The following is a 16,629-nucleotide window of genomic DNA, read 5'->3' on the forward strand; positions in this document are numbered from 1 at the left end:
CTATGCTCCAACTGATCCTCGGCGGCGCCCGCTCCGGCAAAAGTCGTCTGGCCGAAAAACTCGCCACTGACAGCGCATTGGCCGTCACCTACATCGCCACCAGCCAGCCGCTGGACGGTGAAATGAGCGAGCGCGTCGCCCATCACCGCGCGCGCCGTCCCGTCGAATGGGCACTCATCGAAGAGCCGCTGGAACTCGCCCGCATCCTGCGTGAAAACGCCAGCGTCGAGCGCTGCCTGTTGGTCGATTGCCTGACCCTGTGGCTGACCAATCTGCTGATGCTCGAAGACGCCACACGCCTCGCCGCCGAACGCGAAGCCCTGCTGGACTGCCTGGCGTCACTGCCGGGCGAAATCATTTTTGTCAGCAACGAGACCGGAATGGGTGTCGTGCCGCTGGGCGAATTGACTCGCCGCTATGTCGATGAAGCCGGTTGGCTGCATCAAGCCCTGGCTGAGCGCTGTCAGCGTGTCGTGCTGACCGTCGCCGGCTTGCCCCTGACTCTGAAAGGACCTGCGTTATGACTCAAGCCTGGTGGCTCAATCCGTGTAAAGCGGTGCATGCCGATATCGTTGAACAAGCAGCGGCACGGCAGCAGCAACTGACCAAACCGGCCGGTTCGCTGGGACGTCTTGAGTCGGTGGCGGTGCAACTGGCCGGCCTGCAAGGGCAGGTCAAACCGACGCTTGCGCAGGTCTGGATTGCGATTTTTGCCGGTGACCACGGTGTGGTCGCTGAAGGCGTGTCGGCATTCCCGCAGGAAGTCACCGGGCAGATGTTGCTCAACTTCGTCAGCGGTGGCGCGGCGATCAGCGTGCTCGCGCGTCAACTCAATGCGCAGCTGGAAGTGGTGGATCTGGGCACGGTGACGCCGTCGCTGAACCTGCCGGGTGTGCGCCACTTGAACATCGGCCCGGGCACGGCGAATTTTGCCAAGGGCGCGGCGATGACTCAGGCCCAGGGCGAATTGGCGTTACAGGCCGGTCGCGACAGTGCACTGCGAGCGAAAGCTGCCGGCACTCAGCTGTTCATCGGCGGCGAAATGGGCATCGGCAACACCACGGCAGCCAGTGCGCTGGCCTGTGCCTTGCTCGACTGTCCGGTGGCCCATCTGACCGGCCCCGGCACTGGCCTGAATGCAGAAGGCGTCAGCCATAAAGCGCATGTGATCGAGCGCGCCCTAGCGCTGCACGCGGCCCAGCGCGGTGATGCATTGCAGACGCTGTTCAACCTGGGCGGTTTCGAAATCGCCGCGCTGGTCGGCGCGTATCTGGCCTGTGCGCAGGAAGGTGTTGCGGTGCTGGTCGACGGCTTTATCTGCACAGTCGCTGCGCTTGTCGCGGTGCGTTTGAATCCGGCCTCTCGCGATTGGCTGCTGTTCGGCCATCGCGGGGCCGAGCCGGGCCATCGTCACGTGTTGGAAACCCTGAGCGCCGAACCGCTGCTCGAACTGGGTCTGCGCCTGGGCGAGGGCAGTGGTGCGGCGTTGGCGGTGCCGTTGTTGCGTCTGGCGTGTGATCTGCACGGGCAGATGGCAACGTTCGCGGAAGCGGCGGTGGCGGATCGTCCGGCATGATTTTGCGACTTGATCTGCTGCGCCATGGTGAAACCGAACTCGGCGGTGGTTTGCGCGGCAGCCTCGACGATGCACTCACCGAAAAAGGTTGGGCGCAAATGCGCGAAGCGGTGATCGCAGGCGGGCCGTGGGATCGCTTGGTCAGTTCGCCGTTGCAGCGCTGTGCGCGGTTCGCCGCTGAGTTGGGTGAGCAGCTGAATCTGCCGGTGCATCTGGAAAAGGATCTGCAAGAGCTGCATTTCGGCGCGTGGGAGGGGCAGAGCGCGGCGGCGCTGATGGAGACGGATGCCGAGGAGCTAGGGCTGTTCTGGGCCGATCCGTATGCATTTACGCCACCGCAGGGCGAGGCGGTCAGCGATTTTTCCGCGCGGGTGCTGGCGGCCGTTGCGCGCCTGGAAACGGAATACTCCGGTGAGCGGGTGTTGCTGATCAGTCATGGCGGTGTCATGCGCCTGCTGCTGGCGCGGGCGCGGGGATTGCCGCGTGAACAATTGCTCAATGTCGAAGTTGCGCACGGTGCGCTGTTTTCGCTGAGCGTCGAAGCCGATGGGTCGCTCAAGGAAGGTCGCTGATATGTTGCCGCTGTGGATCGCCCTGCAATTTCTCAGCAGTCTGCCGATTCGTCTGCCGGGGATGCCGGAGCCCGAACAGCTCGGGCGTTCGCTGTTGTTCTATCCGCTGGTAGGGTTGTTGTTCGGCGTGATTCTGTGGGGGCTGAACCTGGTGTTGGCGGGCGCGCCGCTGCTGTTGCATGCGGCATTGCTGTTGACGATTTGGGTATTGCTCAGCGGCGCATTGCACCTTGATGGTCTGGCGGACAGCGCCGATGCCTGGCTCGGTGGCTTCGGTGATCGCGAACGTACCCTGACGATCATGAAAGATCCGCGCAGCGGGCCGATTGCGGTGGTGACGCTGGTGCTGGTGTTGCTGCTCAAGTTTGCCGCATTGCTGGCGCTGATCGAGCAGCAGCAAGGCTTGGTTTTGATCATCACGCCGCTGCTTGGGCGGGCGGCGTTACTGGGGTTGTTTCTGACCACGCCGTATGTGCGCAAGGGTGGGTTGGGGCAGGCGCTGGCCGATCATCTGCCGCGCAAGGCAGGTTGGTGGGTGCTTGCGGGCAGCGCGCTGGCCTGTGTGGCGATTGCCGGGTTCCAGGCAATTATTGCGCTGCTGGTAGCGGTCGGCGTGTTTGTCTGGCTGCGGCATGTGATGATGCGGCGGTTGGGCGGCACGACCGGCGATACGGCCGGGGCGTTGCTGGAATTGCTGGAGATGGCGGTGCTGGTTGGAATCGTGCTGCTTTAACGTCAAAAGATCGCAGCCTTCGGCAGCTCCTACAGGGTAAGCATCCCAATGTAGGAGCTGCCGAAGGCTGCGATCTTTTGATCTATAACTTGATTTAACACAGTCGCGGGTATATACACGCATCATGCTTCCTTCTCAGTGTTTGTGCACCAACCTGCGTCGCGCCGCTCGTGGCGTCAGCAGGCATTACGACGGCGCTCTCGATGGCTTCGGGATCAACGTTGCCCAGTATTCTTTGCTGTGCAATCTGCAGCGTCTGGATCAGCCGAGCATCTCCGAACTCGCCGAAGCCATGGGCCTGGATCGCAGCACCCTCGGGCGCAATCTGCGGGTGCTGGAAGGCGAAGGGCTGGTGGCGCTGGCCGAGGGTGAAGATATGCGCAACCGCATCGTCTGCCTCACCGAAACCGGCGCGCAACGACTGGCAGCAGCCTTGCCGGCCTGGGAAGCGGCGCAACAGCGATTGATTGATCGTCTGGGTGCCGAGAAGCGTGAAACCTTGCTGAAGTTGCTCGACGAACTGGCTTGATGCCAGTTTTTTCGAGCTCAAGCGGGTATATACCCGCGACTGGAGAATAATAATGACATCGATGTGGCGTACGTGCGGTTGGGTGTTGCTGGGAAGTGCGTTGATCCTGGCGTTGTCATTGGGCGTGCGACACGGCTTTGGCCTGTTCCTGTCACCGATGAGCGCGCAGTTCGGCTGGGGCCGTGAGGTATTCGCCTTCGCCATTGCCTTGCAGAACCTGATCTGGGGTCTGGCGCAGCCGTTCACCGGCGCGCTGGCCGACCGTTTTGGCGCGGCGAAAGTGGTGCTGGTTGGCGGTGTGCTCTACGCCGTGGGTCTGGTGTGCATGGGCTTGTCCGATTCGGCGGTGACATTGTCGTTGAGCGCCGGCCTGTTGATCGGCATCGGCCTGTCCGGCACTTCGTTCTCGGTGATCCTCGGCGTGGTCGGGCGGGCCGTGCCGCCGGAGAAACGCAGCATGGGCATGGGCATCGCCAGTGCCGCCGGGTCGTTCGGCCAGTTCGCCATGTTGCCGGGCACGCTCGGGCTGATTGGCTGGCTCGGCTGGTCGGCCGCGTTGCTCGTGTTGGGCCTGTTGGTGGCGATGATTGTGCCGCTGGTGAGCATGCTCAAGGACAAGCCGCTGCCGGTACTGGGCCATGAGCAAACATTGTCTGAAGCGCTGCGCGAAGCCTGCTCGCATTCGGGATTCTGGCTGTTGGCGCTCGGTTTCTTCGTCTGCGGGTTTCAGGTGGTGTTTATCGGCGTGCATTTGCCGGCGTATCTGGTCGATCAACATCTGCCGGCCACCGTCGGCACTACGGTGCTGGCGTTGATCGGGCTGTTCAATATCTTCGGCACGTACACGGCCGGATGGTTGGGTGGGCGAATGTCCAAACCGCGTTTGCTGACCGCGCTGTACCTGATGCGGGCGGTGGTGATCGTGCTGTTCCTGTGGCTGCCGGTGACGACCACGACGGCCTATCTGTTCGGCATGGCCATGGGCTTCCTGTGGCTGTCGACGGTGCCCTTGACCAACGGCACGGTGGCGACCTTGTTCGGCGTGCGAAATCTGTCCATGCTCGGTGGCATCGTGTTCCTGTTCCATCAGCTCGGCTCGTTCCTCGGCGGCTGGCTGGGCGGGGTGGTGTATGACCGTACCGGGAGTTATGACTTGATCTGGCAAGTGGCGGTGCTTCTGAGTGTGCTGGCGGCGGCTTTGAACTGGCCGGTGCGCGAGCGTCCGGTCGAACGTCTGCAACCCGGTACGAGCGCCGCATGAGCCGTTTCTGGCCGCGAATCGTCATTACGGCACTGGCTGCTGCATTGTTGGCGCTGGTGTGGTGGGGCTGGCATCAGGGCGGCCTGGCCTTGATGCAATTAGGCATGAGCATTTGCTAGAGGCGGGCTTGGCGAGTAACGTCGAAGGCTGATGACTTGCTCAAGGATGCTCGACATGTTGATGCGCTGGTGTGCTGTTCCCGCGTTGCTGATGGCGTTGACTGGCCTGGCCCAGGCGGCTGAATGTCCGGAATTATTGCAAGGCTCGCTGCCCAAGTTGCGCGCCAAGGAATCCATCGATCTGTGCAAGCAATACGCGGACAAACCGCTGGTGGTGATCAACACCGCCAGCTTCTGCGGTTTTGCGCCGCAATTCGAAGGCCTTGAAGCACTCAATCAGCGCTACAAGGCGCAGGGGCTGGAGATGCTCGGCGTGCCTTCCAATGACTTCAAGCAGGAGTCCAAGGACAGCGTCGAGACTGCCAAGGTCTGCTACGCCAATTACGGCGTGACGTTTGCCATGACCGAGCCACAGAAAGTCCGCGGCGATGATGCCACGCATATGTTTCAGGTGCTGGCCGCACAGAGCAGCGCGCCGAAGTGGAATTTCTACAAATACGTGGTGGATCGCCAAGGCAAGGTGATCGCCAACTTCTCCAGCCTGACCAAACCGGATGATCCGGAGTTTATTGCTGCGATTGAGAAGGCCATTGCCTCAAAGCCGCTGAAACCCTAAAACTCAGGGCGTTTGCGCTTTCGCTGTAGGAGCTGCGGCACGCTGCGATCTTTTGATCTTTAACAGCAGGATCAAAAGATCGCAGCGTGCCGCAGCTCCTACAGGGGTTAACAAGTCAGGCACAAAAAAGCCCCGCTTTCTGCAAAGAGAGCGGGGCTTTTTAGTGGGCGAGGGGTTAGCCTCGCCCTATAGCATCAGAAGCGGTAGGTAGCGCCGACACCGAAACCGTTTGCCGAGTTTTCATACTTGGCGTTGTAAGTCTGGCCACGCGCGTTTTCGTTGCGAACGTTGACCGACTCTTCCTTCAGGTACGAATAAGCGACGTCGATGGTCAGGTCTTCGGTCGGGCTCCAGCCGGCACCAACGCTGAAGATGGTCCGGTCGCCGGTCGGGATGCGTGGCGAACGGTCGACGTTGTTGGTCGGCGACTGGTCGAAGGTCAGACCGGTGCGCAGCACCCATTCCTTGTTCAACTGGTACGAGGTACCGATGGCGTAAGCCCAGGAGTCGTGCCAGTTCTGGTCTTCGTTGATTTCGCCGAACTGACCGGCCAATGCAGGCTGAACGCCGGAGTTCTCGACGGTGATTTTATCCAGCTGACTCCAGCGGGTGAAAGTCGAACCGGCGTAAACAGTCCACTGATCGTTGATCGCTTGAGTGACGGACAGATCCACCGACTCAGGCGTGGTGATCTTCAGCGAAGCGTCGTACTTCTGGCTGGAACTCAGACCGGCCAGGCCCAGTACGCCGTAGTTGACCTTGGTGTCGCCTTCGAGCTTGTAGTCGACTTTCGAGTGGTAGGTCAGGCCCACGCGGGTGGAGTCCGTCGCTTGTACCAATACACCGATGTTGTAGCCCAGCGCGGTGTCGTCACCCTTGATCTTGACCTTGCCATCGGGGAAGGCCTGGGTGATAGACAGGTTGGATTCCAGCTTGCCGTCGATACGGTTGATGGTCGGACCGAAACCGATCGACACCTTGTCGTTGAAGGCGTAGCTGATGGTCGGCTGGAAGGTGATGACTTGCACTTCCGACTTGCTGCCGAAATAACGGCCGGCGAAGTTGTTTTCGTAGTCGGTGATCAGGCCGAACGGCACATAAACGCCGAAACCGAATGCCCAGTGATCGTCGATTGGCTTGACGTAGTAGCCCATAGGTACGGCGGTGAAGGGCACCATGTCGCCTTTGTTGCTCCCACCATTCGGGCTGGAGCTGGCGTTGCTGATATCGGTCGATGCGTCGAGGAATGCAGCGCCGCCGGTGATTTGTTCGCGCTTGATGCGCGACATGCCGGCAGGGTTGCCATAAACAGTGCTTGCGTCGTCGGCAGAAGAAGATCGCCCGGCGTACCCAGTCCCCATCCCGCTAATGCTGTGTTCGTTGATGGCAAAGCCAGCGGCGAAAATCTGCGTGGATGCCAAGGTAACGGCAAGGCTAAGGGTGGTTTTGAGCATTACTTTTTTCATTATTAGAACTCCTGGTGATCACCGGGGCGAAAATTACCAACATTTTCGTCCCAGCGCTATAGCCTGTATGCCTTGAGTTAGAGCGGTTTTGTAGGACAATCCGACCAAATTCGCGACCTGTTACACGATCTTGCGGAACTGGACGGTCAGCAAGCGACCTGATTCACCGGTGAAACACACGTCTGCCAGGCACAGGTGAAATCGCGCAGACGACCCTGAGGCTGGAAGGTCTGACGCCAGATACGCGCCATACCGAGCAAGTCGGTCGGGTCGGGGAGGGTAGGGTTTTGTTCTTCGACCAGCAGCCAGGCGATAGCTGTGGCGTAACGCAGGTTGACGGTCAATTCCAGGTGCGGTCCGCTGAGAAATGCGTGTTGGCTGGCGAGTCCGCGAACCAGGCTGGCGCGCTCCGGATCAAGCGCCAGGTAGTCATCCCACAGTGCTTGATGGCGGTGCTCGGCAATGCAGTAGAGGCCGTGCCCGCGGCGGTCATGCAGGGCGGAGCCGAGGGCGGACTGGCTGGCGGCGATGCCCAGCAACAGGGATTCGGCAGTTGCGCAGTGACGTCCCAGATAAATCAGCGTGGGGCGGATCACGTAGCGGCACAGTTCGCTGGCAGCGATACCCATAAAGCCCTCGGATCTTGTTATTGGGCGGCGATACCTGAAGGGGCCTTGGCAGCGGTGGATCGGCTCAGGCTCGCCGGAAGCGGATCACGCCGCTTGAGTTGAAGTGTAGTGTCATATTCGCGACGTAAAGGCCTGTTTTTAAAATATTTCCGGCTGCACGTTATAACCGTTATATCCAATGGTGCTTAAGCGCCAAGGCTCAAAAGTGAAACATCAGGCAATAAAAAGCCCCGCGTTTTAAGCGAGGCTTTTGCTTCTTGCAGTCTCTCAGGCAACAAGTGCCTGACGAGTACGATCAATGACAGCCTGCAGCGGTTCGGCGCTGGAGTACTGATCGGGATACAGACGCTCACTGTGGCGGGCGATCCCGTGTTCATTGACCAGTGTGAAGCTGAAGCAGCCTTTGCGAGCGGCCATGATCAGGCAGTTCATTGGAGCAAAGGCGTTGGTTAGGGCGCGAATGGCGTCCTGAGTGTGGATTTGAGTCGACATAGTTATTAGGTGTTCCTACAAATGACACGGATAAGAACCGTGCAACGTTAAAACGTTCCAGTAACGTCGACCACCATTGGTCGAACGAAGAACCCGACTGGAACAAAGCAGCCAGTTTGAAGCGCTGATGAGTTGGCGCGCTTGGGCTGGCAGGTAGGTACTTAGGAGGACAGGCAACACATCAAGGGCAAAGGTTCTGGGCCCGGGGTGAAGATCCTGATCAATTTGCAGGTTGGTTCGGTCAGAGTAAATGGCCTTCGCAACACCCTTTGCATGATTCAAAGGCTGTGTTGTCGCAAGATTTACCTGGAAACCATCGAGAGGTCGTACCCGCTTTTTCGGTAAGGCTTCTTGATAGAAGGCTCTCCGTTGGGGATATGTTCGACCGGGATTGACTTTCAGCTTGGTACTAACGCCGCGGATAGTAACGGATCGAAAATGGTAAAGCAAACCCTGCGCCAAAAAAGATTGTGTTCAACAGGAAAATCACAGGGTGGCATTGCCGGCCTCATCGTGAGCAGGCTCACTTCTACAGGTAGCGCAGCCATTGTGGGGGCGAGCTTGCTCGCGAAGGCCCTGATCAGGTAACAAATGAAAACGCCAGGTTGACCATTCGTCGCCACAAAACCGTGCGCGGTTCCCGTCGAGAAGCCGTTTATCCCCAGCCTGAAGCGCAAAACGACCCGAAAAAGCGCATCGATATAACCGGGTAACAGGTACTTGTGCACATTAGTTGCACAGGCTGTAACGGCACTGTCATATCAAACCTGACTCTCGTGGCTGCCTGTATCGAAAGTTTAAGTCAATGAAAAACATCGCTTTTTTTTGTTGGTGAAAAAATCGTCAGTTTGACTGCGGGCCCCATTCCATAAGGCTTTGCGAGGGTTGGAGGGCGGTTGTCCACTGACTTATCCACAGCTTCTGTGGATTGTCCCGAGCGCTTGCTCTAGGACGGGCGTGCCGGGTTTTTTTTCGACTTTACCTGTAAGAAAAAGAGAGTAGAGTGGCGCGCCTTCCGATCTGTCCCACAGTGCTTTATGAAGTTTCGCTCAGTATCAGACCCTGTTACCTCACAAACCCCTCATGTTATCCCGCCCAAGCGATTTTCCGTGCGCGTGGCCGAATGGCTGCTCGACAGTCCGCGCCTGAGCGAAAGCCACAATGCCAAGCACCTTGCCGGCCGCCTGCTCAAGCAACCGGCGCGCGAAGGTGTGGTCGCCGCGCAAAGCCGTCTCGGCCAGTTGATGTGTCGCGAGTGTGGTAATGCGCGGGATCGCCGCATCGGTCAGGACCTGCTGCGTCAGGCTGCTCGTGCTGGCGATCATCGTGCCCAAGTCGAACTCGGTCTGCTCGAAGACTGAGCTGTCCAAGTTCTGACACCTTGGTTACCCTTCAGGCTTTAACCGATCGGCAGGAGTCGCTATGGCTATGGACTTGACCAGCGTATTGCTCGGTCTCGCAGGCGCTGGGCTGCCGTTGTTGGCTTTGGCCTGGCAACTGCAACGTCGGGCAAGCAACGGGCAAGCGCAGGTGGCGTTGCTGGAAGAGCGGTTGGCCATGGCGCAACTGGCGCAGGACGGGCTCAACGCGCAACTGGATGCCGGCCGTGATGAAATCGCCGACCTCGGCCAGGCCAACGCCGCCAAGCAAGCAGAACTGGCAGCCCTGCGCCGCGAAGTCGAGCTGTTGCAGATAGAACGTGACGACGCCCGTGACGCTTCCCACGCCTGGAACCTTGAGCGCGCCAACAAGGAAGCCGAACTGCGCCGTCTCGATGCTCAGGCGGCTTCGCTGAACGCCGAACTGCGCGAACAGCAGGAAAGCCATCAACAGCGCCTCGACGATCTGCAAGGTTCGCGTGATGAATTGCGGGCGCAGTTCGCTGAACTGGCGGGCAAGATCTTCGACGAGCGTGAGCAGCGCTTTGCCGAAACCAGCCAACAACGACTCGGTCAGTTGCTCGATCCGTTGAAAGAACGCATTCAATCCTTCGAAAAACGTGTGGAAGAAAGCTATCAGGCCGAGGCCCGCGAACGCTTTTCGCTGGCCAAGGAACTGGAGCGTCTGCAAGCGCTCAATCTGCGTTTGAGTGACGAAGCCACCAACCTGACCCGTGCCCTGAAAGGCCAGAAAACCCAAGGTAATTGGGGCGAGTTGATTCTCGAACGCGTGCTGGAACACGCAGGCCTGGAGAAGGGCCGCGAGTATCAGACGCAGGTCAATCTCAAAGGCCCGGATGGCGAGCGTTTCCAGCCAGATGTGGTCATTTATCTGCCGGGCGACAAACAGGTGGTGGTCGACTCCAAGGTCAGTCTGACGGCGTATCAGCAATACGTCGCGGCCGAGGACGACACCCTCGGGCAGATCGCGATCAAGCAGCACGTGCTGTCCCTGCGCAATCACGTCAAAGGCCTGGCCGGCAAGGATTACAAACGGCTTGAGGGCCTGCACAGCCTCGATTTCGTTTTGCTTTTCGTGCCGATCGAAGCCGCGTTTTCGGCGGCATTGCAGGCCGAGCCGTCGCTGTTTCAGGAGGCGTTCGACCGCAACATCGTGATCGTCAGCCCAACCACGTTGCTGGCGACATTGCGCGTCATCGACAGCCTGTGGAAGCAAGAGCGCCAGAGCCAGAACGCCCGCGAAATCGCCGAGCGCGCCGGGTGGCTTTACGACAAGTTCGTGTTGTTCATTCAGGATCTGGACGAAGTCGGCAATCGTCTGCAACAACTGGACAAAGCCTACAGCTCGGCGCGCAATAAACTGACAGAAGGGCGCGGCAACCTGGTCAGCCGCAGTGAGCAGCTCAAACTGTTGGGGGCACGGGCGAGCAAAAGTTTGCCGGCGGACTTGCTGGAGCGGGCTATGACGGATGTTGATGGGTTGGTTGAGTTGCCTGAATAAAGATCAAAAGATCGCAGCCTCCGGCAGCTCCATGAACTTCGGTGTAGGAGCTGCCGAAGGCTGCGATCTTTTGCTTTTAAAGCGGTAGATACCGACTCAACAACGCCCGCAACGCCGCCGGTTTCACCGGTTTCGCCAGATAATCCAGCCCCGCCGCATGCACCTGCGCAATCATCTCCGGGCGCCCGTCGGCGCTGATCACCACGCCTGGTACGGGCTCGCCAAGACGCGTGCGCAACCACGCCATCAACTCGGTGCCGGTATCGCCGTGATCCAGGTGATAGTCGACCAGCGCCAGTTGTGGCCTTACTCCGTCATTCAGCAACGCCGCGCATTCCTCGCGATTGCGCGCTGTCCAGACCTGGCAGCCCCAGCGGCTTAGCAGGCTGTTCATGCCGATCAGAATGCTGTCTTCATTGTCGATGCACAGCACCTGCGCACCGTTCGGCAACTTGCCGTTCAATTCGACAGCGGCACTGGCCGGTACGGTTTGCGTGCGCGCATACGGCACCGTAACGCTGAACACACTGCCGCGCCCCGGCCACGAGCGCACGCGTAAGGTATGGCCGAGCACGCGACACAGACCATCAGCAATTGCCAGCCCAAGCCCCAGGCCTTTTTCGGCGCGCGTCTGATGGCTGTCGAGACGTTTGAATTCCTCGAAAATTACCTGCTGCTTGTCTTCCGGAATGCCCGGTCCGCGATCCCATACTTCCAGGCACAACTTCCCGCCGCGCCGACGTACACCGAGTAGGACCGGGCCTTTGGCATAGCGGAAAGCGTTGGTCAGGAAGTTTTGCAGAATCCGCCGCAGCAACTTGATGTCGCTGTCGATGCGCATGTGGCTGCCACGCACACGGAAGGTCAGACCTTGCTCCTGGGCCAGCGCCTTGAACTCGGCGCCGAGAATGTCGAACAGTTCATTCACCGCAAAGGACTTGCGATCGGGATTGATCTTGCCGTTTTCCAGGCGGGAAATGTCCAGCAAATCGCTGATCAGATCCTCGGCCGAGCGCAACGAACTGTCGAGATGCTGCACCAGTTTCTGCGCCTCGCTGCTCAAGCCGTCGTCTTGATGGGAGAGGGCGGCGGAGAACAGTCGCGCGGCGTTCAACGGCTGCATCAAGTCATGGCTGACCGCCGCGAGAAAGCGGGTTTTCGATTGGTTGGCGGTTTCGGCGGTGCCCTTGGCTTCGGTCAGCGCGACGTTGAGTTGCGACAGTTCCTGGGTTCGCTCGCTGACCCGTTGTTCCAGGCCTTCGTTGGCCTCGGTCAGCGCCTGTTCGGCTTCACGGAACGCGGTGATGTCGGTGAAACTCATGACGAAGCCGCCACCGGGCATCGGATTGCCGATCAGCTCGATCACCCGGCCGTTGGGGAACAGGCGTTCGGAGGTGTGCGCGCGGCCCTGACGCATCCAGTGTAAACGGCGCGCGACATGCACTTCTGCCTCGCCGGGTCCACACAAGCCACGCTCGGCGTTGTAGCGAATGATGTCGGCGATTGGCCGGCCGACGCTGATCAAGCCGTCCGGGTAGTTGAACAACTCCAGATAACGTCGGTTCCAGGCGACAAGCTTCAGCGACTGGTCGACCACGCTGATGCCTTGGGTAATGTTTTCAATCGCGCCTTGCAGCAGCGCGCGGTTGAATTGCAGGACTTCCGAGGCTTCGTCAGCGATTCGGACTACGTCCTCCAACTGCATTTCCCGACCTTCGATGGCGGCTTTTACCACCGCTCGCGTCGAAGAAGCGCCAAGCACACCGGCCAGCAAGCGTTCGGTATGGGCGATCCATTCGCCGTCGGCATTTTGGTTCGGGTTGAAAGCCTTGCCTTGGCGGTAGGCGAATCGAATGAAGCTTTGACGGGCGCGCTCCTCACCGACAAACCGCGCCGCCAGTTGCAGCAGATCGTCGATCTGCACCGACAGCATCGACCGCGCATTCGGTCGGGCGCTGATCTCCTGGCCGATGAAACGCCCAGCCTGCCAGTGCTCCGACACCCGCGTGCGGGACAGCACCGAGACCCACGCAAACAGCGTGAAGTTACCGGCCAGCGACAACACCACGCCTTGGGTCAACGGACTGATCGGCAGGTTCAGCGGATTACTGTGCAGCCACGCCAGCCCCGGGAAACTGCTCAGCGACCAGCCGAGACTGTGAGCGGCAATCGGCAAAACCAGCGTGTAAAACCACAGGAAGGTGCCGGCGGCGAGCCCGGCAAACACGCCGCGTCGGTTGGCCTGTTTCCAGTACAGCGCGCCGAGCATGGCCGGCGCCAGTTGGGTCACGGCGGCGAAGGCAATCTGGCCGATGGTTGCCAGGCTCGCCGTCGAACCGAGCAGGCGATAGCTGACGTACGCCAATAGCAGAATCACCACAATGCTCACGCGGCGCACCGACAGCATCCACTGGCGGAACACCTCAAACGGGCGCTCGGCGTTATTGCGCCGCAGCAGCCACGGCAACAGCATATCGTTGGAGACCATGGTCGACAGCGCCACGCTGGCGACAATGACCATGCCGGTGGCCGCCGATGCGCCGCCAATAAACGCCAGCATCGCCAGCGCCGGATGGGCCTGCGCCAGCGGCAGACTGATCACGAACGAGTCGGGTAATACGTCGCTCGGCAGCATCATCTGACCGGCCAGAGCGATCGGGACTACAAACAGTGCAGCCAGCGCGAGGTACGCCGGGAACACCCATTTGGCCAGGCGCAGATCCTGCGGATCAATGTTCTCGACCACCGTGACGTGAAACTGCCGTGGCAGACAGATGATCGCCATCATCGCCACGCCTGTCTGTACCACCATCGACGGCCAATTAATGGTTTCTTTCCAGTACTCCTCGAGGCGCGGGGCGAGCATGGCTTGATTGAACAGGTCGTCGAAACCGTCGTAGAGGCCATAGGTGACGAACGCGCCGACGGCGAGAAAGGCGAACAGCTTGACCAGCGACTCAAAGGCAATCGCCAGCACCATGCCGCGGTGGTGCTCGGTGGCGTCGAGGTTGCGTGTGCCGAAGACGATGGTGAACAGCGCCAGCACCAGTGACACGATCAACGCGGTGTCCTGGGCGCGCGTGCCCATCGCGTCCGCACCGGCGCCGATCAACAGGTTCACACCGAGGACGATGCCCTTGAGTTGCAGGGCGATGTAGGGGAGGACGCCGACCAGGCAGATCAGCGCGACGACGACCGCCAGCGATTGCGATTTGCCGTAGCGCGCAGCGATGAAGTCAGCGATGGAGGTAATGTTCTCCTGTTTGCTGATCATCACCATTTTCTGCAGGACCCACGGCGCGCCGACCAACAGCAGGATCGGCCCGAGGTAAATCGGCAGGAATGACCACAACTGTTCAGCCGCCTGGCCGACCGCGCCGAAGAATGTCCAGCTGGTGCAATACACCGCCAGCGACAGGCTGTAGACCCACGCGCGCACTCGCGGCGGCAACGGCGTGCTGCGACGGTCGCCGTAGAAGGCGATGGCGAACATGATGGCCATATAGGCCAGGGCGACGGCGGCGATCAGCCCGGTGGACAACGACATGCAACACTCCCGACTAAAGACTCCCCGGCACTCCTGCCCGGGCGGACAGTCTCGCATGCGCGCGGCGGTTAGTCAGTGTCGACCAAGGTCGAGGCGTGGCGGGGTGTCGCAGGAATGGAACCGGGCGGTTCTGCGGTGACCGTTAAGGTCTCATCGCGAGCAGGCACCGCAAGATTCAGTGCCTGAATCGGAAATCCTGTAGGAGCTGTCGAGTGAAACGAGGCTGCGATCTTTTGATCCTGTTTTTAAGGATCAGGATCAAAAGATCGCAGCGTGCCGCAGCTCCCACAGGGATGTCGGTGTCAGTCCTGCTGCAACGCGATATCAATCAACCGATGCAATTCATCCACCTCCAGCGCCGCCGCTGAAAACAGAATCCTGAACACGACCGGCGCCACCACCTGATTGATCAACCGATCGACACTGGGCGCCGCCTCATCGGGATGACGCTCGATAATGGTCTGCAACTGTGCCCCGATGATCGCCACGCAATACCCCGGCGTGGCGCTCGCCTGCACGTCGCGCATCATGTTGCGCCCAGGCTCGGAGCTCATCTCGTCGAGGTATTGCTCGGCCCATGCGCGGATGTCGCTGCGCAGGCTGCCGGTTTCTGCGGGCTCGCTGTCGGGGCGCATGCGGGCGAGGGCGACGTCGGCCAGCAATGCCGCCAGATCGCCCCAGCGCCGATAGATCGTCGACGGCGTAACGCCCGCCCGCGCCGCAATCTGCGGAACGGTCACGGTCGAGCGCTCCTGCTCTTGCAGCAGTGCGCGGACTGCCGAATGTATCGACTCTTGCACCCGGGCACTGCGACCGCCGGGGCGTAAACCTTCTTTAATAGCCATGCGTCAGACCTTAACACAAAGAATTTGCTTTAAGCGTTGGGCGGTAGCACACTCCGCAAAAGCAAAAAATTAGCTTTTGCGGAGTGTGCACATGATTAGCCCCCAGTCTCGATTAGCGTCCAACCGTCCCAGCCTGTGGTTTCTGGCGGTCACCTTACTCAGTTTTCTCGCCGCTTCCACCGCGCCGACGCCGCTGTACCACCTGTATCAGGATCAACTGCACTTCTCGGCAGCGGTGCTGACCCTGATTTTCGGCGTCTACGCCCTGAGTCTGTTGGCGGCGCTGTTAACCGTCGGTTCGCTCTCCGATCATCTGGGACGCAAACCGGTGATCTTCACCGCCGTGTTGCTCAATGCACTGGCGATGTTGCTGTTCATCAGCGCCGACAGCGTGACGTGGTTGATCAGCGCGCGCGTGCTGCAAGGCTTCGCCACCGGCATGGCGACAGCGGTCCTCAGCGCCACATTGCTCGACATCGACCGTCAGCAAGGGCCGTTGATCAACAGCGTCGCGCCATTGCTGGGCATGGCGCTGGGCGGCATGGGTTGTGGCTTGTTGGCCGAATTCGCGCCGGCGCCGTTGCAACTGACCTATTGGTTACTGCTCGCGCTGTTCGTGGGGCAGGCACTGTATGTATGGCGGCTGCCCGAAAGCGTCACCCCGCAAGCGGGCGCATGGGCGTCGTTGCGACCGACACTGCATGTGCCGGTTCAGGCCCGCGCAACGCTATGGCGAGTCCTGCCGCTGAATACCGCGACCTGGGCGCTCGGAGGTTTTTACGCATCGCTTGCACCGTCGCTGGTGCGCACCGCCACTGGGTCCACTTCCAACCTGATCGGCGGCGCAACCGTCGCGGCATTGACCGTGACCGGGGCACTGATGATCTTCACCCTGCGCAATCGTCCTGCCACGCGCGCTTTGCAACTGGGCGCAAGCTTGCTGCCGATCGGGCTGGTGCTGATTCTGCTCGGCGTGCACAGCGCCAGCCTGTCGCTGTTCTTCCTCGGCACACTGGTGGCCGGTTGTGGTTTCGGTGCCGGATTTCTCGGCGCGGTGCGCAGCCTCGTACCGCTGGCCTTGCCCCATGAACGGGCCGGGTTGATGTCGGCGTTTTATGTGCTGAGTTATCTGGCGTTTTGCTTGCCGGCGCTATTGGCAGGGCATTTCACCCATCGCCTGGGGCTGCTCGCGACGACCGATGTGTATGGCGCGGTGCTGATCGTGCTGGCAGTGGCGGCGCTGTTGCTAAGCCTGCGCGTTCGACCGGCCAAGGTGTGCGGCGCTCCATAACCACCGCGCTTTCGGTTAGCCTTGCGCAGCCATTCTGCCAACGGATCGACTC

At 60.3% G+C, this 16,629-nt stretch carries 16 protein-coding genes; 11 read left to right on the forward strand and 5 right to left on the reverse strand.

Annotated elements, in window-relative coordinates:
• Nucleotides 1-2 precede the first annotated feature (2 nt).
• From cobU to ACA061_RS07965, 8 genes are all read left to right on the forward strand, one after another.
• On the forward strand, nucleotides 3-524 hold the full coding sequence (gene cobU / locus ACA061_RS07930) for a bifunctional adenosylcobinamide kinase/adenosylcobinamide-phosphate guanylyltransferase (RefSeq protein ID WP_497301082.1): 522 nt from the start codon (nucleotides 3-5) through the stop codon (nucleotides 522-524).
• Entirely contained in the window at nucleotides 521-1,576 is a 1,056-nt protein-coding gene (gene cobT / locus ACA061_RS07935) for a nicotinate-nucleotide--dimethylbenzimidazole phosphoribosyltransferase (RefSeq protein WP_497301084.1), read from the forward strand. Before cobU ends, cobT begins: the two co-directional genes overlap by 4 nt.
• On the forward strand, nucleotides 1,573-2,148 hold the full coding sequence (cobC, locus tag ACA061_RS07940; protein WP_497301086.1) for an alpha-ribazole phosphatase family protein: 576 nt from the start codon (nucleotides 1,573-1,575) through the stop codon (nucleotides 2,146-2,148). The genes cobT and cobC overlap by 4 nt, the downstream gene beginning before the upstream one ends.
• Nucleotide 2,149: 1 nt before the next feature.
• The gene (locus ACA061_RS07945; RefSeq protein WP_210553662.1) at nucleotides 2,150-2,881 is read left to right on the forward strand and encodes an adenosylcobinamide-GDP ribazoletransferase; all 732 of its coding nucleotides are present in this window, start codon (nucleotides 2,150-2,152) and stop codon (nucleotides 2,879-2,881) included.
• Nucleotides 2,882-3,005: 124 nt separating this feature from the next.
• Entirely contained in the window at nucleotides 3,006-3,410 is a 405-nt protein-coding gene (locus ACA061_RS07950) for a MarR family winged helix-turn-helix transcriptional regulator (protein WP_042558324.1), read from the forward strand.
• 52 nt (nucleotides 3,411-3,462) lie between these two features.
• Entirely contained in the window at nucleotides 3,463-4,671 is a 1,209-nt protein-coding gene (locus ACA061_RS07955) for an MFS transporter (protein ID WP_150601242.1), read from the forward strand.
• Complete coding sequence (locus ACA061_RS07960) at nucleotides 4,668-4,790, forward strand: hypothetical protein (RefSeq protein ID WP_263480683.1); 123 nt, start codon at nucleotides 4,668-4,670, stop codon at nucleotides 4,788-4,790. Before ACA061_RS07955 ends, ACA061_RS07960 begins: the two co-directional genes overlap by 4 nt.
• Before the next feature lie 55 nt (nucleotides 4,791-4,845).
• Nucleotides 4,846-5,406, forward strand: coding sequence for a glutathione peroxidase (locus ACA061_RS07965; protein WP_150601243.1), 561 nt, complete (start codon nucleotides 4,846-4,848; stop codon nucleotides 5,404-5,406).
• 194 nt (nucleotides 5,407-5,600) lie between these two features.
• Here ACA061_RS07965 and ACA061_RS07970 read toward each other — a convergent pair whose 3' ends face one another.
• The 3 genes from ACA061_RS07970 to ACA061_RS07980 all read right to left on the reverse strand — a co-directional run bounded on the left by ACA061_RS07970 (nucleotide 5,601) and on the right by ACA061_RS07980 (nucleotide 7,993).
• Nucleotides 5,601-6,872, reverse strand: a complete 1,272-nt coding sequence (locus ACA061_RS07970; protein WP_150601244.1) for an OmpP1/FadL family transporter — start codon at nucleotides 6,870-6,872, stop codon at nucleotides 5,601-5,603.
• Nucleotides 6,873-7,018: 146 nt separating this feature from the next.
• A complete protein-coding gene (locus tag ACA061_RS07975) occupies nucleotides 7,019-7,501 on the reverse strand; it encodes a hypothetical protein (RefSeq protein ID WP_150618464.1) in 483 nt (160 codons plus the stop codon).
• A gap of 267 nt (nucleotides 7,502-7,768) precedes the next feature.
• Complete coding sequence (locus ACA061_RS07980; protein WP_042558329.1) at nucleotides 7,769-7,993, reverse strand: hypothetical protein; 225 nt, start codon at nucleotides 7,991-7,993, stop codon at nucleotides 7,769-7,771.
• A gap of 1,037 nt (nucleotides 7,994-9,030) precedes the next feature.
• On the opposite strand from ACA061_RS07980, the gene ACA061_RS07985 reads away from it, so the two are divergent.
• Together ACA061_RS07985 and ACA061_RS07990 are read left to right on the forward strand one after the other, a co-directional pair.
• Nucleotides 9,031-9,354 carry an SEL1-like repeat protein gene (locus tag ACA061_RS07985; protein WP_150618466.1) on the forward strand — a complete coding sequence of 108 codons (324 nt, stop codon included), beginning with the start codon at nucleotides 9,031-9,033 and terminating at the stop codon, nucleotides 9,352-9,354.
• Between the two features lie 175 nt (nucleotides 9,355-9,529).
• Complete coding sequence (locus ACA061_RS07990) at nucleotides 9,530-10,894, forward strand: DNA recombination protein RmuC (RefSeq protein WP_162184597.1); 1,365 nt, start codon at nucleotides 9,530-9,532, stop codon at nucleotides 10,892-10,894.
• Between the two features lie 76 nt (nucleotides 10,895-10,970).
• Here the strand turns inward: ACA061_RS07990 and ACA061_RS07995 are convergent, their stop codons facing one another.
• Nucleotides 10,971-14,441 (reverse strand): hybrid sensor histidine kinase/response regulator, encoded by a 3,471-nt coding sequence (locus ACA061_RS07995; protein WP_497301090.1) that lies wholly within the window; start codon nucleotides 14,439-14,441, stop codon nucleotides 10,971-10,973.
• 302 nt (nucleotides 14,442-14,743) lie between these two features.
• Nucleotides 14,744-15,286 carry a TetR/AcrR family transcriptional regulator gene (locus ACA061_RS08000; RefSeq protein WP_042558333.1) on the reverse strand — a complete coding sequence of 181 codons (543 nt, stop codon included), beginning with the start codon at nucleotides 15,284-15,286 and terminating at the stop codon, nucleotides 14,744-14,746.
• 91 nt (nucleotides 15,287-15,377) lie between these two features.
• On the opposite strand from ACA061_RS08000, the gene ACA061_RS08005 reads away from it, so the two are divergent.
• On the forward strand, nucleotides 15,378-16,577 hold the full coding sequence (locus ACA061_RS08005) for an MFS transporter (RefSeq protein ID WP_150618469.1): 1,200 nt from the start codon (nucleotides 15,378-15,380) through the stop codon (nucleotides 16,575-16,577).
• Nucleotides 16,578-16,629 lie beyond the last annotated feature (52 nt).

It is taken from the genome of Pseudomonas sp. LBUM1668 (assembly GCF_059695715.1).